The sequence below is a fragment of the Clavibacter sp. genome, assembly GCF_014802555.1.
In the GTDB taxonomy this organism is placed as follows: domain Bacteria; phylum Actinomycetota; class Actinomycetes; order Actinomycetales; family Microbacteriaceae; genus Clavibacter; species Clavibacter sepedonicus.
Genome location: NZ_JAAVCB010000003.1, coordinates 1 through 17343, shown reverse-complemented (window position 1 = coordinate 17343; position 17343 = coordinate 1). Strand labels below are relative to the sequence as shown.

Below are 17343 nucleotides of genomic sequence, written 5' to 3'. Positions count from 1 at the left end.
CATGCACCCTGCCCGTCGAGCTGGATCCGCCCGTACCACCGCCGTCCCGAGTGACGGCACGAAAGGACTCGCGTCCATGTCCGATACGACCGCATCAGCCCGATCGGTGACGGGCCGGCCCGCCGCGCCCGTCGTCTCGCGCCGCGCCTGGCAGGCGCTCATCGTGCTGCTCGCCGGCATGTTCATCGCGCTGCTCGACACCACCATCGTGAACGTGGCGCTGCCCACCATCCGCACGAGCCTCGACGCCTCCGAGTCGACGCTGAGCTGGATCATCTCCGGCTACGCGCTCGCGTTCGGCCTCGCGCTGATCCCCGCGGGCCGCCTCGGCGACCGCTACGGGCACAAGTGGGTGTTCGTGACGGGCATCGCGCTCTTCACGCTCGCCAGCCTCGCGTGCGGTGTGGCGCAGGACGACCTCCAGCTCGTGATCGCGCGCGTGGTGCAGGGCCTCGCGGGCGGCCTGTTCGTGCCCGCGGTGACCGCCTTCATCCAGCTGCTCTTCCCGCCGCAGGCGCGCGGCAAGGCGTTCGCCATCATGGGCGCCGTCATCGGCGTCTCGTCCGCGCTCGGCCCGATCGTGGGAGGCCTCATCATCCAGGCCGCGGGGGAGGAGTCGGGCTGGCGCCTGGTCTTCTTCGTGAACCTGCCCGTGGGTCTCGCGACCGTCATCGCCGCGATCTTCCTGCTCCCGAGCCGCCAGGTGGCCGAGCAGGTCGCAGGCGACGTGCGCGCGCAGTCCGGGCAGCGCGGGGGCGCGAACCAGGGCGCGGCCGCGCCCGCCAAGGCTCCCGCCCCCTCGGGCGTCGACCTCGTCGGGATCCTCCTGGTGAGCGCCGGCCTCGTGGCCCTGCTCGTGCCGCTCATCGACGGCCAGGACCAGGGCTGGCCGCTCTGGACCTACCTCTCCCTCGCCGGCGGCGTCGTGCTCCTCGCGCTCTTCGGGGCGTGGGAGGTCCTGCAGACGCGCCGCTCGAAGGGCGTCCTCGTGCCGCCGCACCTGTTCACGCACCCGGCCTTCACGGGCGGCGTGATCCTCGCGATGGTCTACTTCGCGGCGTTCACGAGCATCTTCTTCACCATCTCGATCCTCTGGCAGTCGGGTCTCGGCAACTCGGCGCTCGAGTCGGGCCTCGTCTCGATCCCGTTCGCGATCGGCAGCATCGTCGGCTCCTCGCAGAGCAACCGGCTCACGAACCGCCTCGGCCGCACCGTGCTCGTCATCGGCACGGCGCTCGTGAGCGTCGGCCTGATCTGGCTGTGGCTCGTGCTGCTCAACACCGCCGCGGCCGACCTGAACAGCTGGATGCTCCTCGTCCCGCTGCTGCTCGCCGGCATCGGCAACGGCCTCTTCATCGCCCCGAACGCGCAGTTCATCGTCGCGACGGTGGATCCGGCCGAGGCGGGTGCCGCCTCCGGCGTCATCGGCACCGTGCAGCGCGTCGGCTCGGCGGTCGGCATCGCCGTCATCGGCAGCGTGCTGTTCGCGGGCGTCGCGGGTGCCGGGATCCAGGGCCCGCAGATGGTGCCGCAGGCGTTCACGGATGCGTCGGCATCGGCCATGGGCGTCAGCGCGATCTTCGCGGTCGTCGCCTTCGCGCTCGTGTTCGCCCTGCCGCGGCGGGTGTCGCGCGGGCACTGACGCGCGCCGCACGTCCCCTCTCTCGCCGATCCGGATCCGTCCGGGTCGGCGAGAGCCGTCTCCGGGCCGGATCCGCCGTCGTCCGATCCGCGACCGGGTGTCGACAGCCGGCGTCCGATGCGCGAGCGTCATCCGCATGACCCTCTACATCTCCTGTCCGGTCGCCAGCGTCGAGCGCGCGGCCGCCTTCTATGCGGCGCTCGGCTGGACGCGCGACGAGGCCATGTCCGGCCCCGACTCGGCGTGCTTCGCGATCGCGCCCGACCTGCGGATCATGCTCCTCGGCCGCGACGTCTACGCGAGCGTCGGCGGCGTCGAGCAGCTGATCGGCGGACCCGACACGCCCTCCAAGGTCACGCTCTCCTTCGACCTCGGCAGCCGCGTGGCCGTCGACGAACTGGTCGAGCGCGCCCGCGCGGCCGGCGGGCGGATCGGCGACACCGACGAGTACCCGGCCATGTACCAGCGCCAGTTCGACGATCTCGACGGCTACCACTACTCGCCGTTCTGGGTGCATCCGGACGTGGATCCCGCAGGCTAGGCGGTCTCGGCGATCCGCTCCCGCAGCCGGGCGAGCGCGTCCGCGGCGCCCCGCAGCACCGAGATGTGGCCGTCGCCCGGGCGGACGACGAGCTCGACGCCCGCCACACGGTCGGCGAGCCAGCGCGCGTGGGCGACCGGCGCGATCCGGTCGGCGTCGCCGTGCAGCAGGATCACCGGCGCGGTCGCGTCCGCGAGGTCGACGCCCCAGTCGGCGACGAGCGCGAGGTCGTCGTCGACCATGCCGCCGGGGCCCGCGTCCAGGCCGTGCGACGCGACCCCGTCCAACCACGCCCAGTCGGTCTCGAGCGCGCGCAGGTCGCCGTCGGTGAACATCGCCGGGTCGAACGTCGACGCGGCCAGCTCCTCCTCGAGCGCCTCCCGCCCCGCGACCGCCGCGCGCAGCTCCCGCTCCCCGCCCGCGTGCATGCCGGCGAACCAGTCGATGCCCTCGGCGGCGACGGGTGCGAGCGGCGAGACGCTCAGCGCGCCGAGCACGCGCGCCGGCAGCGCGGCCGCGGTGGCCAGCGCGAGCACCGCGCCGCTGGAGTGCCCGAGCACGGCGAACCGTTCGACGCCGAGCGCGTCGGCGAGGGCCGCGTCGTCGGCTGCCGTGTCGGCGACCGTGCGGCCCGGGTGCCGGGTGGATCCGCCGTACCCCGGCCGGTCGTACGAGATCCACCGGATGCCGCGGCCCGCGGGCGCCTCGACGAGCGGCGCGGGCGGAGGCCCGACGTTCGGGGTGCCCGCGGTGGTAGACGACCACGAGGTCGGCGCCGTCGCCGGGCCCCGTGTCGTAGCAGTGCAGCGCGCGGCCGTCGGGGAGCCGCAGATCCGTCTCGGTGAGCATGGGCTGAGCGTAGGCGCGCGGTCGACGGGCGACCAGGCTCGGTCGCCGGATGGACGGCGCAGTGGCCCGTCGCCCGGTGGGCCGGTGGGCCGGTCGCCGGTCGCCCGCGGTGACAGGATCGGGAGATGGATCCCCACGAGCCCGCGGACCCGGACGCCGGGGCGCCGACGGCCGAGCGCGCGGAGCTGGCCGAGCTGCGGCGTCGGGCATACGGGCCGGGCCGCGACGCGGATCCGGTGGACGTCGCGCGGCTGTGCGTGCTCGAGGAGCGCGCGGCGGCGGCCCCCACCGGACCGCGGGGCGCGATCGTGTCCGCATCCGGCCGGGGCGACGGCCCGCACGGCGACGACGAGCTCGCCGATCACCTCGCACCCCCCGCCTCCTGTCCACCCGCCGCCTCGCGATCCTCTGGGCCGCCTCGGTCGCCGTGGCGGTGGCGCTCACCGCGGTCGTCGTCTCGGCGGTCACCGCTCCCGCGGGGCGCGAGGTCGCGGTGGTCCGCTTCGACCCGGACCAGCCGCTGCCCGTCTACATGCGCGACTACTTCGGTGGCGCGGAGACCGGATCAGCCCGCTTCCACGGCCTCACCCTCGTGCGGCTCGAGAACGACCGCTCCGCCTACCCGCATGTCCGCGGGGAGTGCCTCTCCGTGCAGCCGTCGCGCGCCGCGCTCGAATCGACCATGGGCGGCGGATGCGCGGCGGGCGCGATCGGCGCGTCCGCGCAGTTCCTCGTGAACTTCGGCGCGCCCGAGGAGCTGCGCGACGTCTACCCCGTGGGCACGGCGCTGCTCTTCGACCTGCGCGGCGACGCCGTCCACGTTCGCGTCGACGAATCGTCCCGCGTGCCGTCGCCGACACGCCCGCCGAGGTAGCCGCAGCGGCAGCGGCAGCCGCTGCCGTAGCCGCCCCCGCGTCAGGCCCGGTGCGACTTGAGCAGCCGCGTCACCGCGATCATCGCGCCGCCCACCACCGCGGGGATCCCGCCGCCGGGGTGCACCGACGCGCCGACCCGCCACAGCCACGGCCGCCAGGGGTCGTTGTACGAGGGGCGGTGGAACGGACCGCTGAGCCACGGCGGCCGCGCGGCCCCGTAGAGCGCGCCGTGCGGCTCGCCGCCCTCGCCGTAGTACCGCGGATCGAGCACCGTCTGCTCGTCGAGGAGGTCGGTGAGGGGCCCGTCGAGCCCCATCGCGGATGAGACGCGGTCGACCTCGCGGCGCACGAAGGGGTGCTCGGCCGTGTAGCGACCGCCGTCCGCGGGTGCGGTGAGCAGGATGCCGACGGTGCTGCGCGGGTTCGGGTATACCTCGCCCGCGCGGTACTGGTTGACGAACACCATGGTGTCCGCCGGCTCGTCGCCCGCCTCGAGGCTGCGGTGCAGCGCGGCGGGCTTCGTCGGCAGCACCACGCTGTGCGTCGCGATCCCCGCGGGCAGCTCCTCCCGCAGCGCGCCGTACAGCGCGATGCCCGAGCGGGAGAGGGTGCGGGGCCGTAGGCGGGGGAGCGTCGGGATCCGCGACGGGCCCGTCAGCGTGGCGAGCCGGTCGGCGTCGAGGGCGCTGACGACGAGGTCGGCGGGGTAGCGGCCGGCGTCGGTGGTGACCGACCCGCGCTCGATGCGGGTGACGGCCTCGCCGGTGCGGATCTCCACCCCGGCCGCCTCGGCCAGCCGGCCCAGCGCGAGCACGATCTCGTACACCCCGCCGCGCGGCACCCACGCGCCGGTCTCCGCCATGATCGCCGGCATGCTCGCGTAGAGGGCCGGGGTGCGCGCGGGCGAGACGCCCGCGTTGAGGGTGTGGATCGCGATGATCTCGCGCAGCCCGTCGGGCAGCCACGGCAGGCCGTCGAGGTACGCGCGCGTGGTGAGGCGGGAGCCGTAGACGTCCAGCAGCCGGCGCAGCGCCGGGAGTGCCGCCCGGTCGAGGGGGTCGGCGAGCAGCAGCTCGGTCACGTCGTCGGCGAGGGGCGCGTGGATGTCGGAGAACCGTCGCCAGGCGGGGTACCAGGGGTGATCCGGCGCCACCGGCAGGGAGGTCTCCTCGCCGTCGAAGTAGTAGCGGCCGACCTCGGCCATCCGCACCAGGTCGAGCCGGCCGGCGTCGCGGGTCCGCTCGGGCGCGCGCTCGCCGTCGCCGAGCCGCCGCAGCAGCTCGTCCCACACCGCCGGGAACGTCACCAGCGACGGCCCGGTGTCGATGCGGTCCTCGCCCAGATGGATGCGCCGGCTCTTGCCGCCGAGCTCGGGGGAGGCCTCCAGCAGGGTGACGCGGTGGCCCGCGTGCGCGAGCAGCGCGGAGGCGGTGAGCCCGCCCATCCCGCCGCCGACCACGACGATGCGGCTCATGGATACCCTCCGAACACGATCGCGACCATGAGCAGCACCCCGGGCAGCGTCCCCGCGATGTACGGGAAGGCGACCGACAGGCGGTAGAGGCGGTGGCCGGTCTCCGGCCGCGGGTCGCGCAGCAGGCGCACCACGAGGATGCCGGCGATCAGCAGGTCGACGGCCGCCACGGGCACGCTCACTACGGCGAACAGCGCCGCCGAGAGGATCCACCAGGCCCCGCTCCACAGGGCCGTCCCGCGGGAACCGAGCCGCACCGCGCTGGTGGTGATGCCCGCCTCGCGGTCCTCCACGATGTCCTGCACCGCGTCGAAGGCGTGCTTGGCCACGCTCCAGGCCATCAGGCCGAGGACGGCCGGCCAGACCGGCGCGACCCCGAGGGCCGCCGGCACGATCACCAGCGGCAGCGCGTAGGCCGCGTTGCTCAGCGAGTCGAGGAAGGGCCGCGCCTTGAAGCGCAGCGGGGGCGCGGAGTAGAAGACGAACACGCCCGCGTAGAGCAGGATCGCCGCGTTCGCGAGCGGCGGCAGCACGAGCAGGAAGTAGACGAGGAACGGGACGTTGACGGTGGCGACGGCCCAGGCGATGAGCCGCACCTCGGACGGGCGGATCCGGGCGCCCTCGATGGAGCCCTTGCGGGGGTTGGCCGCATCCGTGTCCTGGTCGTAGATGTCGTTGACGCCGTAGATCAGCAGGTTGAACGGCAGCGTGAGCCACAGGATGAGCGGCAGGGCCCGCATGTCGAACAGCGCGCCGGTGAGCCACACGGCGACGAGCCCGGATCCGATGGTGTTGATCCACAGCACCGGGCGCGAGATGAGCACGAGGCGGCGCATGGCCACGCCGATCCCCGACGGTGCGATGCGCGACATCCGCTCGCTGCCGTCGGTCACGCTCTCGAACCTACTCCCGGCTCGGGTGGCCGCCGACCGTCCGGCTGCCGGGCCCACACTGGGTGCATGCGCATGATGCTCCTCACCGCCGGCACCCGGGGTGACGTGGAGCCCTTCGTGGCCCTGGTGCGGCACGCCGCATCCCGCGGCCACGAGGTGCGGCTGGCCCTGCCCGACGACGCGGTCGCGCCCGAGGGGGTGGACGTCGTGCGACTCGGTCTGGACGCCCGGCGGGTGCTCTCCCCGGCCGGGCGCACGCCGTGGGCGCTCGCCCGCCACGTGCGCGCGGAGGTGCGGCCGGCGATGCGGCGGATGCTCGCCGCCGCGGCGCGGGAGACGGTCGCCTTCGACCCCGACGTGGTGGTGCACCATCCCCTGATCCTCAGCGCGCCGATGGCGGCGGACGCGCTCGGCGTGCCCCGCGTGCTGGTGGAGTTCGCGCCGGTGGTCACGCCCAGCGACCGCTTCCCCGCCGCCGGCGGTCCGACGGCCACCCGCGACCTGGGCGTGCGCAACCGGTCGACCTACGCCGTGCCGCGTGCCGCCGGGCGCCTCTTCGCCGCTGACGTCACGCGCGCCGCGGCCGAGCTGCCGGGCGGTCGTCGTCCCGCCGGGCGCACCCCGTCGCGCGCGACGCTCATGGCCGTGAGCCCGCACCTGCTGCCGCGGCCCGACGACTGGCCGGAGCGGGTCCACCAGACGGGGGCCTGGTACGAGGAGGCGCCGGCGGCGTCGACCGACCCGGTCGTCGGGGGCTTCCTCGGCGGCGGACCCGTCGTCGTCGCCTCGTTCGGATCCATGACGAGAGGGGGTGCGTCGGCGCGGGGGCGGGCGATCGTCCAGGCCGCCCGCGCCCACGGCCTGCGGGTGCTGCTGGTCACCGGGTGGGGTGGGCTCGCGCTGCCGGCGGAGTGCCACGGCACCGACGTGCTGGCGGTGCGGTCGGCGCCGTTCGACCAGGTGCTGCCGGGCGCGGCGCTCGCCGTGCACCACGGCGGGGCCGGCACCTCCCACGCCGTCGCCCGGGCCGGCGTGCCCGCCGTGGTGGTGCCCGTCACCGCCGACCAGCCGTTCTGGGCGGCCCAGCTGCACCGGCAGGGGGTGGCCGCCGCCCCCATCCCGCTGCGCCGCCTGTCGGTCGACGCCCTCGTGCCCGCGATGGGCGATGCCCTGTCCCGACGCGAGCGGGCGGCCGAGGTGGGCGGGCTCATGCGTCGGGAGCGCGGGGTGCGGCAGGCGGTCGACGCGCTCGAGTCCCTCTGACCCGGCGACCGGCCTGACCCGGCGACCGGCCGCCAGCCCTCTGCCGGCGCCGGTCAGCCGAGGATCGCGCGCATCTTCTCGTAGAACGGTGCCGGGTCGCCGACCAGCGAGTCCTTCACCATGCGGCTCCAGTCGTCGACGACCACCTCGACGGATCCCGCGACCACACCGTCGAGCGACGCCCGGGCCACGTCGCGCGGGGCGATCATCGGCCCGTCGTAGCCGGCCATGATGTCGGTGTCCGCCGCGCCCAGGTGCACGCCCTGGACGAGGGTGCCCTGCGCGGCGAGCTCCAGCCGCACGGCGTTCGTCATGTTCCACTCGGCCGCCTTCGCCGCCGCGTAGCCGCCGTTCGCGCGGGTCGAGAACCACGACAGCGCCGACAGGATGTTGACGATCCCGCCGCCGCCGTTCGCGGCGAGCACGGGCGCGAAGGCGCGAATCACGCCGAGCGTGCCGTAGAAGTGGGTGTCCATCTCACGGCGGATCTCGGCCATGTCGCCCGTGATGAGCGTGGCGCCCGTGGAGATGCCCGCGTTGTTGACGAGCAGGGTCACGTCCTGCGCGGCCTCCGCGGCGGCGCTGACGGACGCCGGGTCGGTGAGGTCGAGGCGCAGCACCTCGACGCCGGGGATGTCGATGGTCTCGGGCCGGCGCGCGGTCGCGTAGACCTTGCGGGCGCCGCGCTCGAGCAGCTCCTCGACAAAGGTGCGGCCGATGCCACGGTTGGCGCCGGTGACGAGGGCGACCTGATCCTGGATGTCCATGCGTGCTCTTCCTCCTGCCGCCCGCGTCGTTCGCGAGGTGCGGCGCGGCCTACGCTAGGAGTTGACGTCGACGTGAAGGGCAAGTCCGCCCGGCGGATCGACGGGAACACCATCACCATCACCATCACCATCACCATCACCATCACCATCACCATCACCATCACCATCACCATCACCATCACCATCACCATCACGAGGGAAGAGGGCGGCATGCTGCGGATCGGCGACGTGGCGGGACGAGCGGGCGTGAGCACGCGGGCGCTCCGGTACTACGAGGAGCAGGGCCTGCTGCCGGCGGAGCGCACCACGAGCGGCCAGCGCGTCTACCCGGAGGCCGCGGTCGAGCGCGTGCAGCTCATCCAGCAGCTGTTCGCCGCGGGCCTCCCGAGCCGCACGATCCGCCAGCTGCTCCCGAGCGTCGACTCGGGCGTCGCCGCGCCCGAGTCGCTCGCGCTCCTGCGCTCCGAGCGCGACCGGATCACCGCGGCCATCGCCGAGCTCGAGCGCGCCCGCGAGGAGCTGAACCGCGTGATCGACATCTGCCTGCACCCGACGCCGGAGCACTGCCCGGCGCTTCGCGAGGGCGCGGCGGCATACGCGGGTGCCGTCGCGGGCGCGACCGAGGAGATCATCGCGGCCTGACGGAGGTGAGGCCATCCCGGCCCCGAAGGTCATGGCAGAACCGTCGCCAGGCATCCACGGGCGAGAGGACCCCGTTCCCGGTTCGGCTCCGTTGCCGTGTGCGGCGAGGCGGGCAGCAGTCAGCTGGATCCGGCGATGACGGTGGCGAGGCATATGGTCCGACGCTGGGACACGGTGAGGAGGGGCTCTGGTGATCAAGCGGCTCGGTGCGGTCGCGGCTGTGGCCGTCGTCTGCGGTGCTCTGGCGGGAGTGGTGGTCGGGCTCCTCGCGCGCGGCGTGGTGGACGAGTCCTTCGTGAGGGACTTCTGGACGGGGCCTCCTGCCGCCGGCATCTTCGCGCTCATCGGAGCCGGCCTCGCCTACGGCGCCGCGACGGTGGCGGCGCGGGTGTCGCGACGGTCGGCGGAGCGCCAGGAATGGTGGGATCGAGCGAAGTGGGCTCTCGATCTGGTCATGTCATCGGATGAGGCCGATCGCGAAGTGGGGCTCGCCGCGATCGAGGTGCTCGTAGCGGAGGCGACGACGACCGAGGCGGAGATGATCGACGCTGTGACCTCGTCGTCACGACTGGATGAGGAGCGGAGGAGCAGCGCGGTATCTGCTTCCGGCGTCCATCCACCTGAGGTGGACACCATCCCCACACGCGTTGACAATGGATGAAGGAGGTACCGCCATGACGATGGAGCAAAGGAACCCGAGCCCGAGCGCACTCGAGAAGCGCATCCAGGCCGGTGAGGCCGACCCCATCAGCGACGCAGAACGTGCCTCGGCAGCGCGGATCCGGATCATGGTCGACAAGAAGCGCGGCCGGAAGACCGAGGACTGGATCAAGAAGCTGGCCACGAGCGCGTAGCTCGCGATCGACACCAGAGGGACCCCGCCGCATGGCGGGGTCCCTCTCTTCGTGTCGGGCACGCTGGCCGGAACGTCGCATGCGACGGTTCGGGACCGATGGCGCTCCTACGCCCGCTCGTCCGCCACGCCCACGAACCGGCTGCCGATGCCGTCGACCTCGCGCCGGGCGAGGCCGAGCGCGGGCTCGGGGAGCTCGTCGGGGGAGTGTCGCTCGCAGGAGAGGTAGGAGAACTCCGGCCACCACTTCTTCGGGCGCACGGCCTCGGTGAAGCCGCAGACCTCGCACGTCAGCTGCACCCAGACGGGCCGCTTGCCGGTCGCGTTCGCGCGGGACTGGGCGAGCCAGGCGGGCGGATCTGCATCCATCGCGGCGATCTCGGACTCGGGGACGCGGCTCCCGATGCCGTGGCGCGTGGCCATCTCCAGCGGGATGCCCAGCCGCAGCGCGGCCTCTCGTCTCGTGATCATGTCGCTCCAGGGTACGCGGCGGCGCGCGCGGCCTGGGCATCAGCCGAGATGAATTGCGCACAACCTTGTTCCGTGCGAGGCTCGACGCATGCCCAAGACCGAGAGCTGCCCGCCCGCCGACGAGACCGCGCCGCCCGCGCGCATCGCCGACGAGCTGGTGTGCTTCTCGCTCTACACGGCGTCGCGATCCACCACCCAGGCGTACCGCGCGCTCCTCGCGCCGTGGGGTCTCACGTATCCGCAGTACCTGGTGCTCGTGCTGCTGTGGTCGGGCGACGACCGCACGGTCACCGAGTTCGGGCAGCAGCTCGACCTCGACTCGGGCACGCTGTCGCCGCTGCTCGCGCGGATGGAGGAGGCCGGCTTCATCACGCGGCGCCGGATCTCCGCCGACCAGCGCGTCGTCACGGTCTCGCTCGCCGAGCGCGGCCGCACCGTGCGGGCGGAGCTCGCGCACGTGCCCGCGGCGATCATCCGCGGCATGGGCCTCGACCTCGACCGTGCGCGCCAGCTCCTCACGGCCCTGCACCTGCTCACCGCGGGGATGCAGGAGACCGCGGCGGAGGCGCTCGCGGAGCCCGCCATCCGGCCCGCCGATGCGTCGGCGCGCGCCGGCACCCCCTGATCCGCACCACCCATCCCCACCCACGGCCGCCACGAGCGGCCACGAACGGAAGGAACCGACATGGACGCCCTCTACACCGCGGAGGCCCTCGCCACGGGAGCCGGCCGCGACGGCCGCGTGGCCGTCAGCTACAGCGACCTCGCCCTCGACCTCTCCATCCCCAAGGAGATGGGCGGATCCGGCGAGGGCGCGAACCCCGAGCAGCTCTTCGCCGCCGGCTACGCCGCGTGCTTCCACTCCGCGCTCCAGGGCGTTGCCCGCGCGCGCAAGGTCAAGATCGCCGACTCCAGCGTGGGCAGCCGCGTGAGCATCGGATCCAACGGGCAGGGCGGCTACCAGCTCGCCGTGCACCTCGAGGTCGTGATCCCCGGCGTCGAGCACGACCTCGCGCAGGAGCTCGCCGACCAGGCCCACCAGGTCTGCCCGTACTCGAACGCGACCCGCGGCAACATCGAGGTCACCGTCACGGTCTCGGACGACTGATGGCCGGCGTCGTCCGCACGTCCTTCCCGCGCACCGCCGGCCGCGTTGTGCTGGGGTCGTTCCTCGCCTTCGCCGGCATCTCGCACCTCACGGTCGCGCGGGACGAGTTCCGCGCGCAGGTCCCGAAGTCGCTGCCGGTGCCCGAGGACGTGACCGTCAGCGGATCCGGCGTGGCCGAGATCACGCTCGGTTCCGCCCTGCTGTTCGCGCGCTCCCGCCGCGGCCTCGCGGGCTGGGCGGCCGCCGCGTTCTTCACGGCGATCTTCCCGGGCAACATCGCGCAGTACGTGCACAAGCGCGACGGCTTCGGCCTCGACACCGACGGCAAGCGCCTCGGCCGCCTGTTCTTCCAGCCGGTGCTCATCGCGGTGGCGCTGTGGTCGACGGGGGCGCTGAAGAAGCGCTGACCCGCCGACCCACTGCTCCGCATCACGGCGAGCGCTCCTCGCCGGGAGTGCCCGCCGTCGTGCTGTGCTCCCGCGGCGTCAGGCGAAGCGCAGGACAGTGACGCCGAGCGGTCGGCACATCTCGTAGAGCTTCGCGAAGCCGTCCACGTCGTCGAACCACCACCGGTACGCCGGATCGGGCTCGAGGTCGGCGGGTGACACGCGATCACCGAAGAGCACCATCGCGCGGCGGCCCGCGGCCTGCCGGGACGGGTAGGCGAGACCCTCGAAGCCCGCCGCATGCGCTGCCGCGGCCCAGGCGACGGTCTGCGGGTAGTCCGCCGCGTCCGTCGCGCACACGGAATCCGCGCGCACGCGGAGCGCACGGGGCCCACCTCCGACGAGCGAGGCGAGACGGAGATCCCGAATCGCGATCAACCGCGAGCAGCGCCGCCCGACGACCTCCCTGCCCCCGACGACTCCGCCGCTCAGGGGCACATCGTGGAGGATCGTCTCGCAGACGGCGACGTCCTCGGTGTCGCCTGCATAGAGCACCGGGATGACCGGCTCGCCGAAGAACGCGAAGCGCGTCGGTCCGCCGATGCCCGGATTGAACTCGGCCGGCCCGAAGCGCGCGGAGTGGATGCGGTGGATCCCCATCCCCGCCGGCACGATCTCGTCGATCGACGTGAACGGCGACGGCGCGGTCGGCACCGTCACCAGGCGACGTCCCAGGCGCGCGCCGCCGCGTCGAGGATCACGGAGGTCTCGTCGATGCGGTCCACGGGTCGGCGAGCCTCTCCGCGGAGGTAGGTCGTCGGGCGGCAGAGCCAGGCGACGACATCCCGCGCCTCCAGCTCGTGCTCCGTGCCGAGCGCGATCAGGCGGGGGATTACCGGCCGGACGGTCCCCGTGTGGAACTGGAAGCCCGGGTAGACGTACCTGTTGGTGCGTCGGAGCCCGAGGATGCGCCCCGCGGTCCGGAGGTCGCTCGCGTAGGCGCGGGTGGGCCGGGCGCCGAGGGCCACGGACACCTCCGTGCTCGTCAGGAACCCGAACTCCGCCTCGATGTCGCGCCAGAAGACCTCGGTGTCGTTGAGGCTGCTCACGACCCCCGTGGGGAGCGGCTCGGCCTGGCGGGCGAGGACCTCGGAGAGCGCCGCGGTCTCCGTGTAGATGGCGGTCTGTCGTGCGATGAAGAGCTCGAAGTCCGAGGGGGCGCCAGGGGCGACGGCTCGGCTGTAGGCCTGGAGCGTGCTGCGCTGGAGGGGATCGAGAGCGCTCATGGGGGACGGCGGCTGCTCGTGGTGGGGCTGAGCGCGGGACATGGGTCCTCCGATCCTGACGCTCACATCATAGCGTCAGGAACGTCGAATCCGCGGGAGATGCAGGGGGACGCGACAGCACTGCCAGGCTGTGATCATGACGGACGACGAACCCGAGGGCCTGGCATCGTCGATGATGCGCGACCAGTACCTGTACCTCGTGATCACGGGGGTCGTCGCGATCGCCTTCGGCGCCCTCCATCCCGAGCAGCGCGTGCTGGGCTTCGTCGCCGGCGGGGCGTTCGTCGTGGTCGGCGGGATCCTGCTGCGCTGGTCGCTGCGGCGGAAGCGGCGCGGACGGTAGCGGAACCGGTAGCCACGTCCCTTGACCGGGCCCTCCGGGGACGGGACGCTGATCGCATCGACGCCGACCGTCTCGAAGGAGAGACCGATGCCCATGATCTTCGTCAACCTGCCCGTCACCGACCTGCCCCGAGCGATCGCCTTCTACGAGGCCGTCGGCTGCGCCGTGAACCCCGATTTCACCGACGAGAAGGCCGCGTGCCTCGTGGTCGAGGCCGACCGCAGCGCGTTCATGCTCCTCACGCGCGACTTCTTCCAGTCGTTCCTCGACGTGCCGGTGGGCGATCCGTCGTCGAGCGCCGCGGCGATCACCGCGGTCATGCTCGACAGCCGCGAGGACGTCGACGCGCGCGCGACCGCGGGCCTGGACGCCGGCGGATCCGAGGCCCGCCCCGCCGTCGACCTCGGCTTCATATACCAGCGCCAGCTCCGCGACCCCGACGGCAACGTGCTCGAGCTCGGGCACATGGATCCGATCCCGGCCGGCGGCATTCCGGCCGCCGGGGTCAGCGCTGCATGACGCCGCACCATCCGAGCGGATCCGTCTGGGTCACGTGACGGCGCGTGGAGGGCGGCCCGTCGGAACAGAGCACTCAGTCCGTGGCCACCGCATAATACGGCTGCTCCGCCAGCACGTAGCCGATGGGGATGTACGCTGTGTAGGTCGCGAAATCCTCGTTCTCCTCGCCCACGCCGATGGCCATGCCGATGATCTTCCGGTCGCGACCGAACACCGGGGCCCCGGAGTCACCGTGCGCGAGGTTGCCTCGGTACGTCTCGGCCACGAGCTCGTGTGACCCGACGCGGAACAGAGGCGGTCGAGCCACGTTCTCCCATGTGCACCTGGCCCCGCTCTTGGACCCGCTGATGCAGAAGAACTCGCGATCGCTCGGTGTCTTGGTTCCCGTGACCGGCAGCGCCAGCTCCTGACCGTTCCGGTTGGTCGCGATGAACACGTCTCCCGATGCGCGCTGCTCGTAGTGGGACACGAGCGAGCACCCCGATGCCCAGGAGCCGGTATGGCAGACGGGAGAGGTCGTCGTCCTGGGCTCGACGCGGATGATGGCCAGGTCGGCGTCCGGCGACTCCCAGATGATGCTGCCGATCTCCGTCCCTCCTGCGAAGACCCCCCCTCGGCCCACGTCCGCCGCAGTGCTTCGGGATCGCGACGAACCGCACGGCTCGCTGGTACTGCGAGAGGTTCGCGATCAGGCCGGTGCCCTTGAGGACCGGGCCGGCTGTGCAGTCCTGGTCCGTGCCATGGGCGAAACCGGACTGTGCGCCGGCGATCACCAGGGCCGACCCCGCATGGACCGGCAGCTGCGAGCGGGCCCACCGGTCGACCGCCTGCGCCGGAGCGTCCGGGACCAGGCAGGAGACGGCGACCACGAGACCGACGAGGATCGCGAGCAACGGCAGCGATCGCGTCGGACCGGACGACCGCCGAGGCCGTCGCGCGCGCTGGCTCCCGGTGACGGGGCTGTTCGTCGGGTAGGGGCCGCTCAGACGACGGCGGTGGAGGACGGGAAGGAGAGCAGGCATCAGGAAGGACCTCGTGCTTCGGGAGCGGGGAGCGGGGAGCGGGGAGCGGGGAGCGGGGAACGGGGAGCGGGGAGCGGGGAGCGGGGAGGCTCGGCATGGGCGGGAGTCGGCGGTGCAGCCGCTCACGTGGCGTGCATCGGATCTCACGACGTGGCGAGCGCGAAGGCGGAGCGCTCCTGGAGGATGTAGGAGATGGGGATGTAGGTCATGAACGTCCGATAAGGGCCGTCGTCGTCGCCGCTCCCGACGACCATGCCGATGATCTTCGCGTCCTGGCTGACGACGGGCGCGCCGGAGTCGCCGTTGAGGACGTTCCCGCCGGAGGTCCGGGCGATGAGCTCGTGGGGCCCGGTCGGCCTCCAGCCGGGAGGCTCGGGCGTGGTCGTCCACGTGCACTTGACGCCGGTCACCATGCCGCTGGAGCAGAAGACCTCGCGATCGCTCGGCACCTTCGCCCCGGCCACCCGCAGGGGGAGTTCCTGTCCCCGGCGGTTCACGGCCACGAACACCTCGCCCACGGCACGCGGCGTGTAGTGGGTGACGATGGTGCAGCGCGGACCCGAGGACGTGTGGTAGCACTGTGAGACGCGCACGGCGCTCGGCTCGACCCGGACGACCGCCAGATCCGCATCCGGCGATTCCCAGCTGACGGCGCCGATCTCCACGTCCCCGGCGTACGCCTTCTGCCCCTGGACGCCGCAATGCACGGGGATGGTGACGTAGCGCACGGCTCGCAGGTATTCGGTGAAGTTCGAGATGATGCCCCGCGCTACGAGCACCGGCCCCGCTGTGCAGTGATGGTCTACCGGGTGCGCGAAACCGGACCCGCTGCCGCCGTAGAACGTGATCACGGAGCCGGCGCGGATCGGCGTCTCCGACCGGGCCTCGAAATCCACGGCGCGGGCGGGTGCGGCGACGGTCAAGCTTGCGATGACGACGACGGCGACCGCGATGAGCGACGAGGCGCGGCCGCGGACGGCACGCCACCATCGGGATCCGGCTCCGGCGCGAGGCGGACGGGCGACATCGCGGTCGTGGGTCGCGCCGCGCATCATGAGGCGGCCGAAGCGCTGGAGGCGACGGGCACCGCGGCGCTCGAGAGCGCCTGCTCAGGAGCCTGGCGACGCCTCGAAGCCATGATGGGAGCGGCGGAGCGGCGGGCGGGGAGGACGGGCAGGGGGTCGGTGGTGCTCCGACCGTAGGTATGCATGTAAGTGCACGTTAGGGTGCGGGGCACATGCGCGTCGGCCGTCTCCACACCGCCGCGCGACGGGCCCCGGACGCCTCAGCGCCCGGAGCCCGGTGGTCAGCTCCCTGCCGGACCGCAGTAGCTGTCCGATGCGCTGATCGCGCCCGTGGCCGGCGGCGGGGGACAGATGCGGTCGGCGGCCGACGCATCGTCGTCGACGTAGCGCTGCAGGAATGTCGTCACCGCGTCGAGGATGGTGGGGTTCGGCGTCCGCTGGCCGACGCCGTGATCCGCACCGCGGAGCTCCAGGTACTGCTTGGGCGTCGGGGCCGCGATGGACCCGTACATGCGCCGACCCATGAGGAACGGGATGGCGAGCCGGTCGTTCTGGCCCGTGATGATGAGCGACGGGGTCGTGTCCGCCGCATAGGAGGTGCGCAGTCCGAACGGCATGAGGGCGACGACCGCCTTCAGCGTGTGACGCGCCTCGGCGGCCTCGAGGACCGCACCCCCACCCATCGAGTAGCCGAGGGCGGACACTCGGGCAGGATCCACCTCGCCCTTCGCGGCGCTCGCGCCGGTGAGGTAATCCGCAGCTGCCAGCGTCTCCTCCGCTCGGCGCTGGGGGAAGCCGGTGGTGGCGAGGGTATCGATGGTGAAGACCACGTAGCCGAGCGCCGCGAGGTCGGTTCCGTACCACCGCATGTCGGCCTGCGAATCGGTGAAGCCCGGCACGACCACGACGCTACCGAGGCGCGCGCCGCCGGACACCTCGGGCGCGAAGATCGTGCCACCCCCGAACCCGGTGACCGCGTCCCGGGGGACGTTCACCTCGTCGACCCGCCCGTTGGCGGGGTGCGAGACCGCAGCTTGCGCGGCGGTGGGGGCGGCGAGGGCGACGACGAGGGCGAGCGCGGCGACAGCGGCGATGCCGGGACGAGAAGGCGGGGGCATGACGTGCACGGGTTCTCCAGGGGGCGAGCGTCCGCGCGGCGGTCCCGAACGGATCACCGAGGACCGTAGGAGGGGCAAGGGCCCGAGCGGGCTCGTCGTTCCCAGCGGATGCGATCGGCCTGGCGAGCGACGAGGCCCCCTGCCGTGCGCCTTGGCGGATTCTCGTGGTCGTCGCAACACCTGATGATTTAGATGGTTGTCAGTAGAGCACGCATTCGCTCGGCTGGGGTGTCCCAGTCGAGCGTTTTGCGTGGTCGGCCGTTGAG

Annotated in this window: 22 protein-coding genes; 12 read left to right on the top strand and 10 right to left on the bottom strand. The window is 72.9% G+C overall.

Annotated elements, in window-relative coordinates:
* The first annotated feature begins 76 nt into the window (after positions 1–76).
* Together HDR73_RS00355 and HDR73_RS00350 are read left to right on the top strand one after the other, a co-directional pair.
* Positions 77–1642 (top strand): MFS transporter, encoded by a 1566-nt coding sequence (locus tag HDR73_RS00355; protein ID WP_049791896.1) that lies wholly within the window; start codon positions 77–79, stop codon positions 1640–1642.
* A 136-nt stretch (positions 1643–1778) separates the two neighbouring features.
* Positions 1779–2183 (top strand): VOC family protein, encoded by a 405-nt coding sequence (locus HDR73_RS00350; protein ID WP_041464883.1) that lies wholly within the window; start codon positions 1779–1781, stop codon positions 2181–2183.
* Here the strand turns inward: HDR73_RS00350 and HDR73_RS00345 are convergent.
* Positions 2180–3397 (bottom strand): alpha/beta fold hydrolase, encoded by a 1218-nt coding sequence (locus HDR73_RS00345; protein ID WP_012298372.1) that lies wholly within the window; start codon positions 3395–3397, stop codon positions 2180–2182. The two genes, HDR73_RS00350 and HDR73_RS00345, sit on opposite strands and share 4 nt — an antisense overlap.
* 62 nt (positions 3398–3459) lie before the next feature.
* On the opposite strand from HDR73_RS00345, the gene HDR73_RS00340 reads away from it, so the two are divergent.
* A complete protein-coding gene (locus tag HDR73_RS00340) occupies positions 3460–3906 on the top strand; it encodes a hypothetical protein (protein ID WP_012298373.1) in 447 nt (148 codons plus the stop codon).
* Between the two features lie 41 nt (positions 3907–3947).
* Here the strand turns inward: HDR73_RS00340 and HDR73_RS00335 are convergent, their stop codons facing one another.
* Positions 3948–5381 carry a phytoene desaturase family protein gene (locus tag HDR73_RS00335; protein WP_012298374.1) on the bottom strand — a complete coding sequence of 478 codons (1434 nt, stop codon included), beginning with the start codon at positions 5379–5381 and terminating at the stop codon, positions 3948–3950.
* The gene (locus HDR73_RS00330; protein WP_012298375.1) at positions 5378–6274 is read right to left on the bottom strand and encodes a UbiA family prenyltransferase; all 897 of its coding nucleotides are present in this window, start codon (positions 6272–6274) and stop codon (positions 5378–5380) included. Before HDR73_RS00330 ends, HDR73_RS00335 begins: the two co-directional genes overlap by 4 nt.
* A gap of 66 nt (positions 6275–6340) precedes the next feature.
* Between HDR73_RS00330 and HDR73_RS00325 the strand changes: the two genes are divergently transcribed.
* Positions 6341–7537: a glycosyltransferase gene (locus tag HDR73_RS00325; RefSeq protein ID WP_012298376.1), complete on the top strand. Its 1197-nt coding sequence runs from the start codon at positions 6341–6343 to the stop codon at positions 7535–7537.
* A 53-nt stretch (positions 7538–7590) separates the two neighbouring features.
* On the opposite strand, the gene HDR73_RS00320 is transcribed toward HDR73_RS00325, so the two are convergent.
* Positions 7591–8304 carry an SDR family oxidoreductase gene (locus HDR73_RS00320; RefSeq protein WP_012298377.1) on the bottom strand — a complete coding sequence of 238 codons (714 nt, stop codon included), beginning with the start codon at positions 8302–8304 and terminating at the stop codon, positions 7591–7593.
* A 72-nt stretch (positions 8305–8376) separates the two neighbouring features.
* On the opposite strand from HDR73_RS00320, the gene HDR73_RS00315 reads away from it, so the two are divergent.
* The 3 genes from HDR73_RS00315 to HDR73_RS00305 all read left to right on the top strand — a co-directional run bounded on the left by HDR73_RS00315 (position 8377) and on the right by HDR73_RS00305 (position 9800).
* Complete coding sequence (locus HDR73_RS00315; RefSeq protein ID WP_256890482.1) at positions 8377–8946, top strand: MerR family transcriptional regulator; 570 nt, start codon at positions 8377–8379, stop codon at positions 8944–8946.
* Positions 8947–9136: 190 nt separating this feature from the next.
* A complete protein-coding gene (locus HDR73_RS00310) occupies positions 9137–9607 on the top strand; it encodes a hypothetical protein (RefSeq protein WP_106408634.1) in 471 nt (156 codons plus the stop codon).
* Between the two features lie 13 nt (positions 9608–9620).
* Positions 9621–9800: a hypothetical protein gene (locus HDR73_RS00305; RefSeq protein ID WP_106408635.1), complete on the top strand. Its 180-nt coding sequence runs from the start codon at positions 9621–9623 to the stop codon at positions 9798–9800.
* Between the two features lie 107 nt (positions 9801–9907).
* Here HDR73_RS00305 and HDR73_RS00300 read toward each other — a convergent pair whose 3' ends face one another.
* A complete protein-coding gene (locus HDR73_RS00300) occupies positions 9908–10270 on the bottom strand; it encodes a hypothetical protein (RefSeq protein WP_041464415.1) in 363 nt (120 codons plus the stop codon).
* 88 nt (positions 10271–10358) lie between these two features.
* Here HDR73_RS00300 and HDR73_RS00295 point away from each other — a divergent pair, with 88 nt between their 5' ends.
* From HDR73_RS00295 to HDR73_RS00285, 3 genes are read left to right on the top strand one after another with little or no spacing between them, the layout of a single operon-like run.
* Positions 10359–10895, top strand: a complete 537-nt coding sequence (locus HDR73_RS00295; RefSeq protein ID WP_049791897.1) for a MarR family winged helix-turn-helix transcriptional regulator — start codon at positions 10359–10361, stop codon at positions 10893–10895.
* Positions 10896–10955: 60 nt separating this feature from the next.
* Positions 10956–11378, top strand: coding sequence for an organic hydroperoxide resistance protein (locus HDR73_RS00290; RefSeq protein WP_012298383.1), 423 nt, complete (start codon positions 10956–10958; stop codon positions 11376–11378).
* Positions 11378–11785 carry a DoxX family protein gene (locus HDR73_RS00285; protein WP_012298384.1) on the top strand — a complete coding sequence of 136 codons (408 nt, stop codon included), beginning with the start codon at positions 11378–11380 and terminating at the stop codon, positions 11783–11785. The genes HDR73_RS00290 and HDR73_RS00285 overlap by 1 nt, the downstream gene beginning before the upstream one ends.
* Positions 11786–11863: 78 nt before the next feature.
* Here HDR73_RS00285 and HDR73_RS00280 read toward each other — a convergent pair whose 3' ends face one another.
* Both HDR73_RS00280 and HDR73_RS00275 read right to left on the bottom strand, forming a co-directional pair.
* Positions 11864–12484: an RES family NAD+ phosphorylase gene (locus tag HDR73_RS00280; protein ID WP_012298385.1), complete on the bottom strand. Its 621-nt coding sequence runs from the start codon at positions 12482–12484 to the stop codon at positions 11864–11866.
* Entirely contained in the window at positions 12481–13050 is a 570-nt protein-coding gene (locus HDR73_RS00275; protein ID WP_012298386.1) for a hypothetical protein, read from the bottom strand. The genes HDR73_RS00280 and HDR73_RS00275 overlap by 4 nt, the downstream gene beginning before the upstream one ends.
* Before the next feature lie 136 nt (positions 13051–13186).
* Between HDR73_RS00275 and HDR73_RS00270 the strand changes: the two genes are divergently transcribed.
* Together HDR73_RS00270 and HDR73_RS00265 are read left to right on the top strand one after the other, a co-directional pair.
* Positions 13187–13393: a hypothetical protein gene (locus HDR73_RS00270; RefSeq protein ID WP_133064114.1), complete on the top strand. Its 207-nt coding sequence runs from the start codon at positions 13187–13189 to the stop codon at positions 13391–13393.
* 87 nt (positions 13394–13480) lie between these two features.
* The gene (locus tag HDR73_RS00265) at positions 13481–13912 is read left to right on the top strand and encodes a VOC family protein (protein ID WP_012298388.1); all 432 of its coding nucleotides are present in this window, start codon (positions 13481–13483) and stop codon (positions 13910–13912) included.
* Between the two features lie 73 nt (positions 13913–13985).
* Here HDR73_RS00265 and HDR73_RS00260 read toward each other — a convergent pair whose 3' ends face one another.
* The 3 genes from HDR73_RS00260 to HDR73_RS00250 all read right to left on the bottom strand — a co-directional run bounded on the left by HDR73_RS00260 (position 13986) and on the right by HDR73_RS00250 (position 17077).
* Positions 13986–14534, bottom strand: coding sequence for a hypothetical protein (locus HDR73_RS00260; RefSeq protein ID WP_049791898.1), 549 nt, complete (start codon positions 14532–14534; stop codon positions 13986–13988).
* 543 nt (positions 14535–15077) lie between these two features.
* Positions 15078–15662, bottom strand: coding sequence for a trypsin-like peptidase domain-containing protein (locus tag HDR73_RS00255; RefSeq protein WP_287136180.1), 585 nt, complete (start codon positions 15660–15662; stop codon positions 15078–15080).
* A 578-nt stretch (positions 15663–16240) separates the two neighbouring features.
* A complete protein-coding gene (locus HDR73_RS00250; protein ID WP_041464889.1) occupies positions 16241–17077 on the bottom strand; it encodes an alpha/beta hydrolase in 837 nt (278 codons plus the stop codon).
* Positions 17078–17343 lie beyond the last annotated feature (266 nt).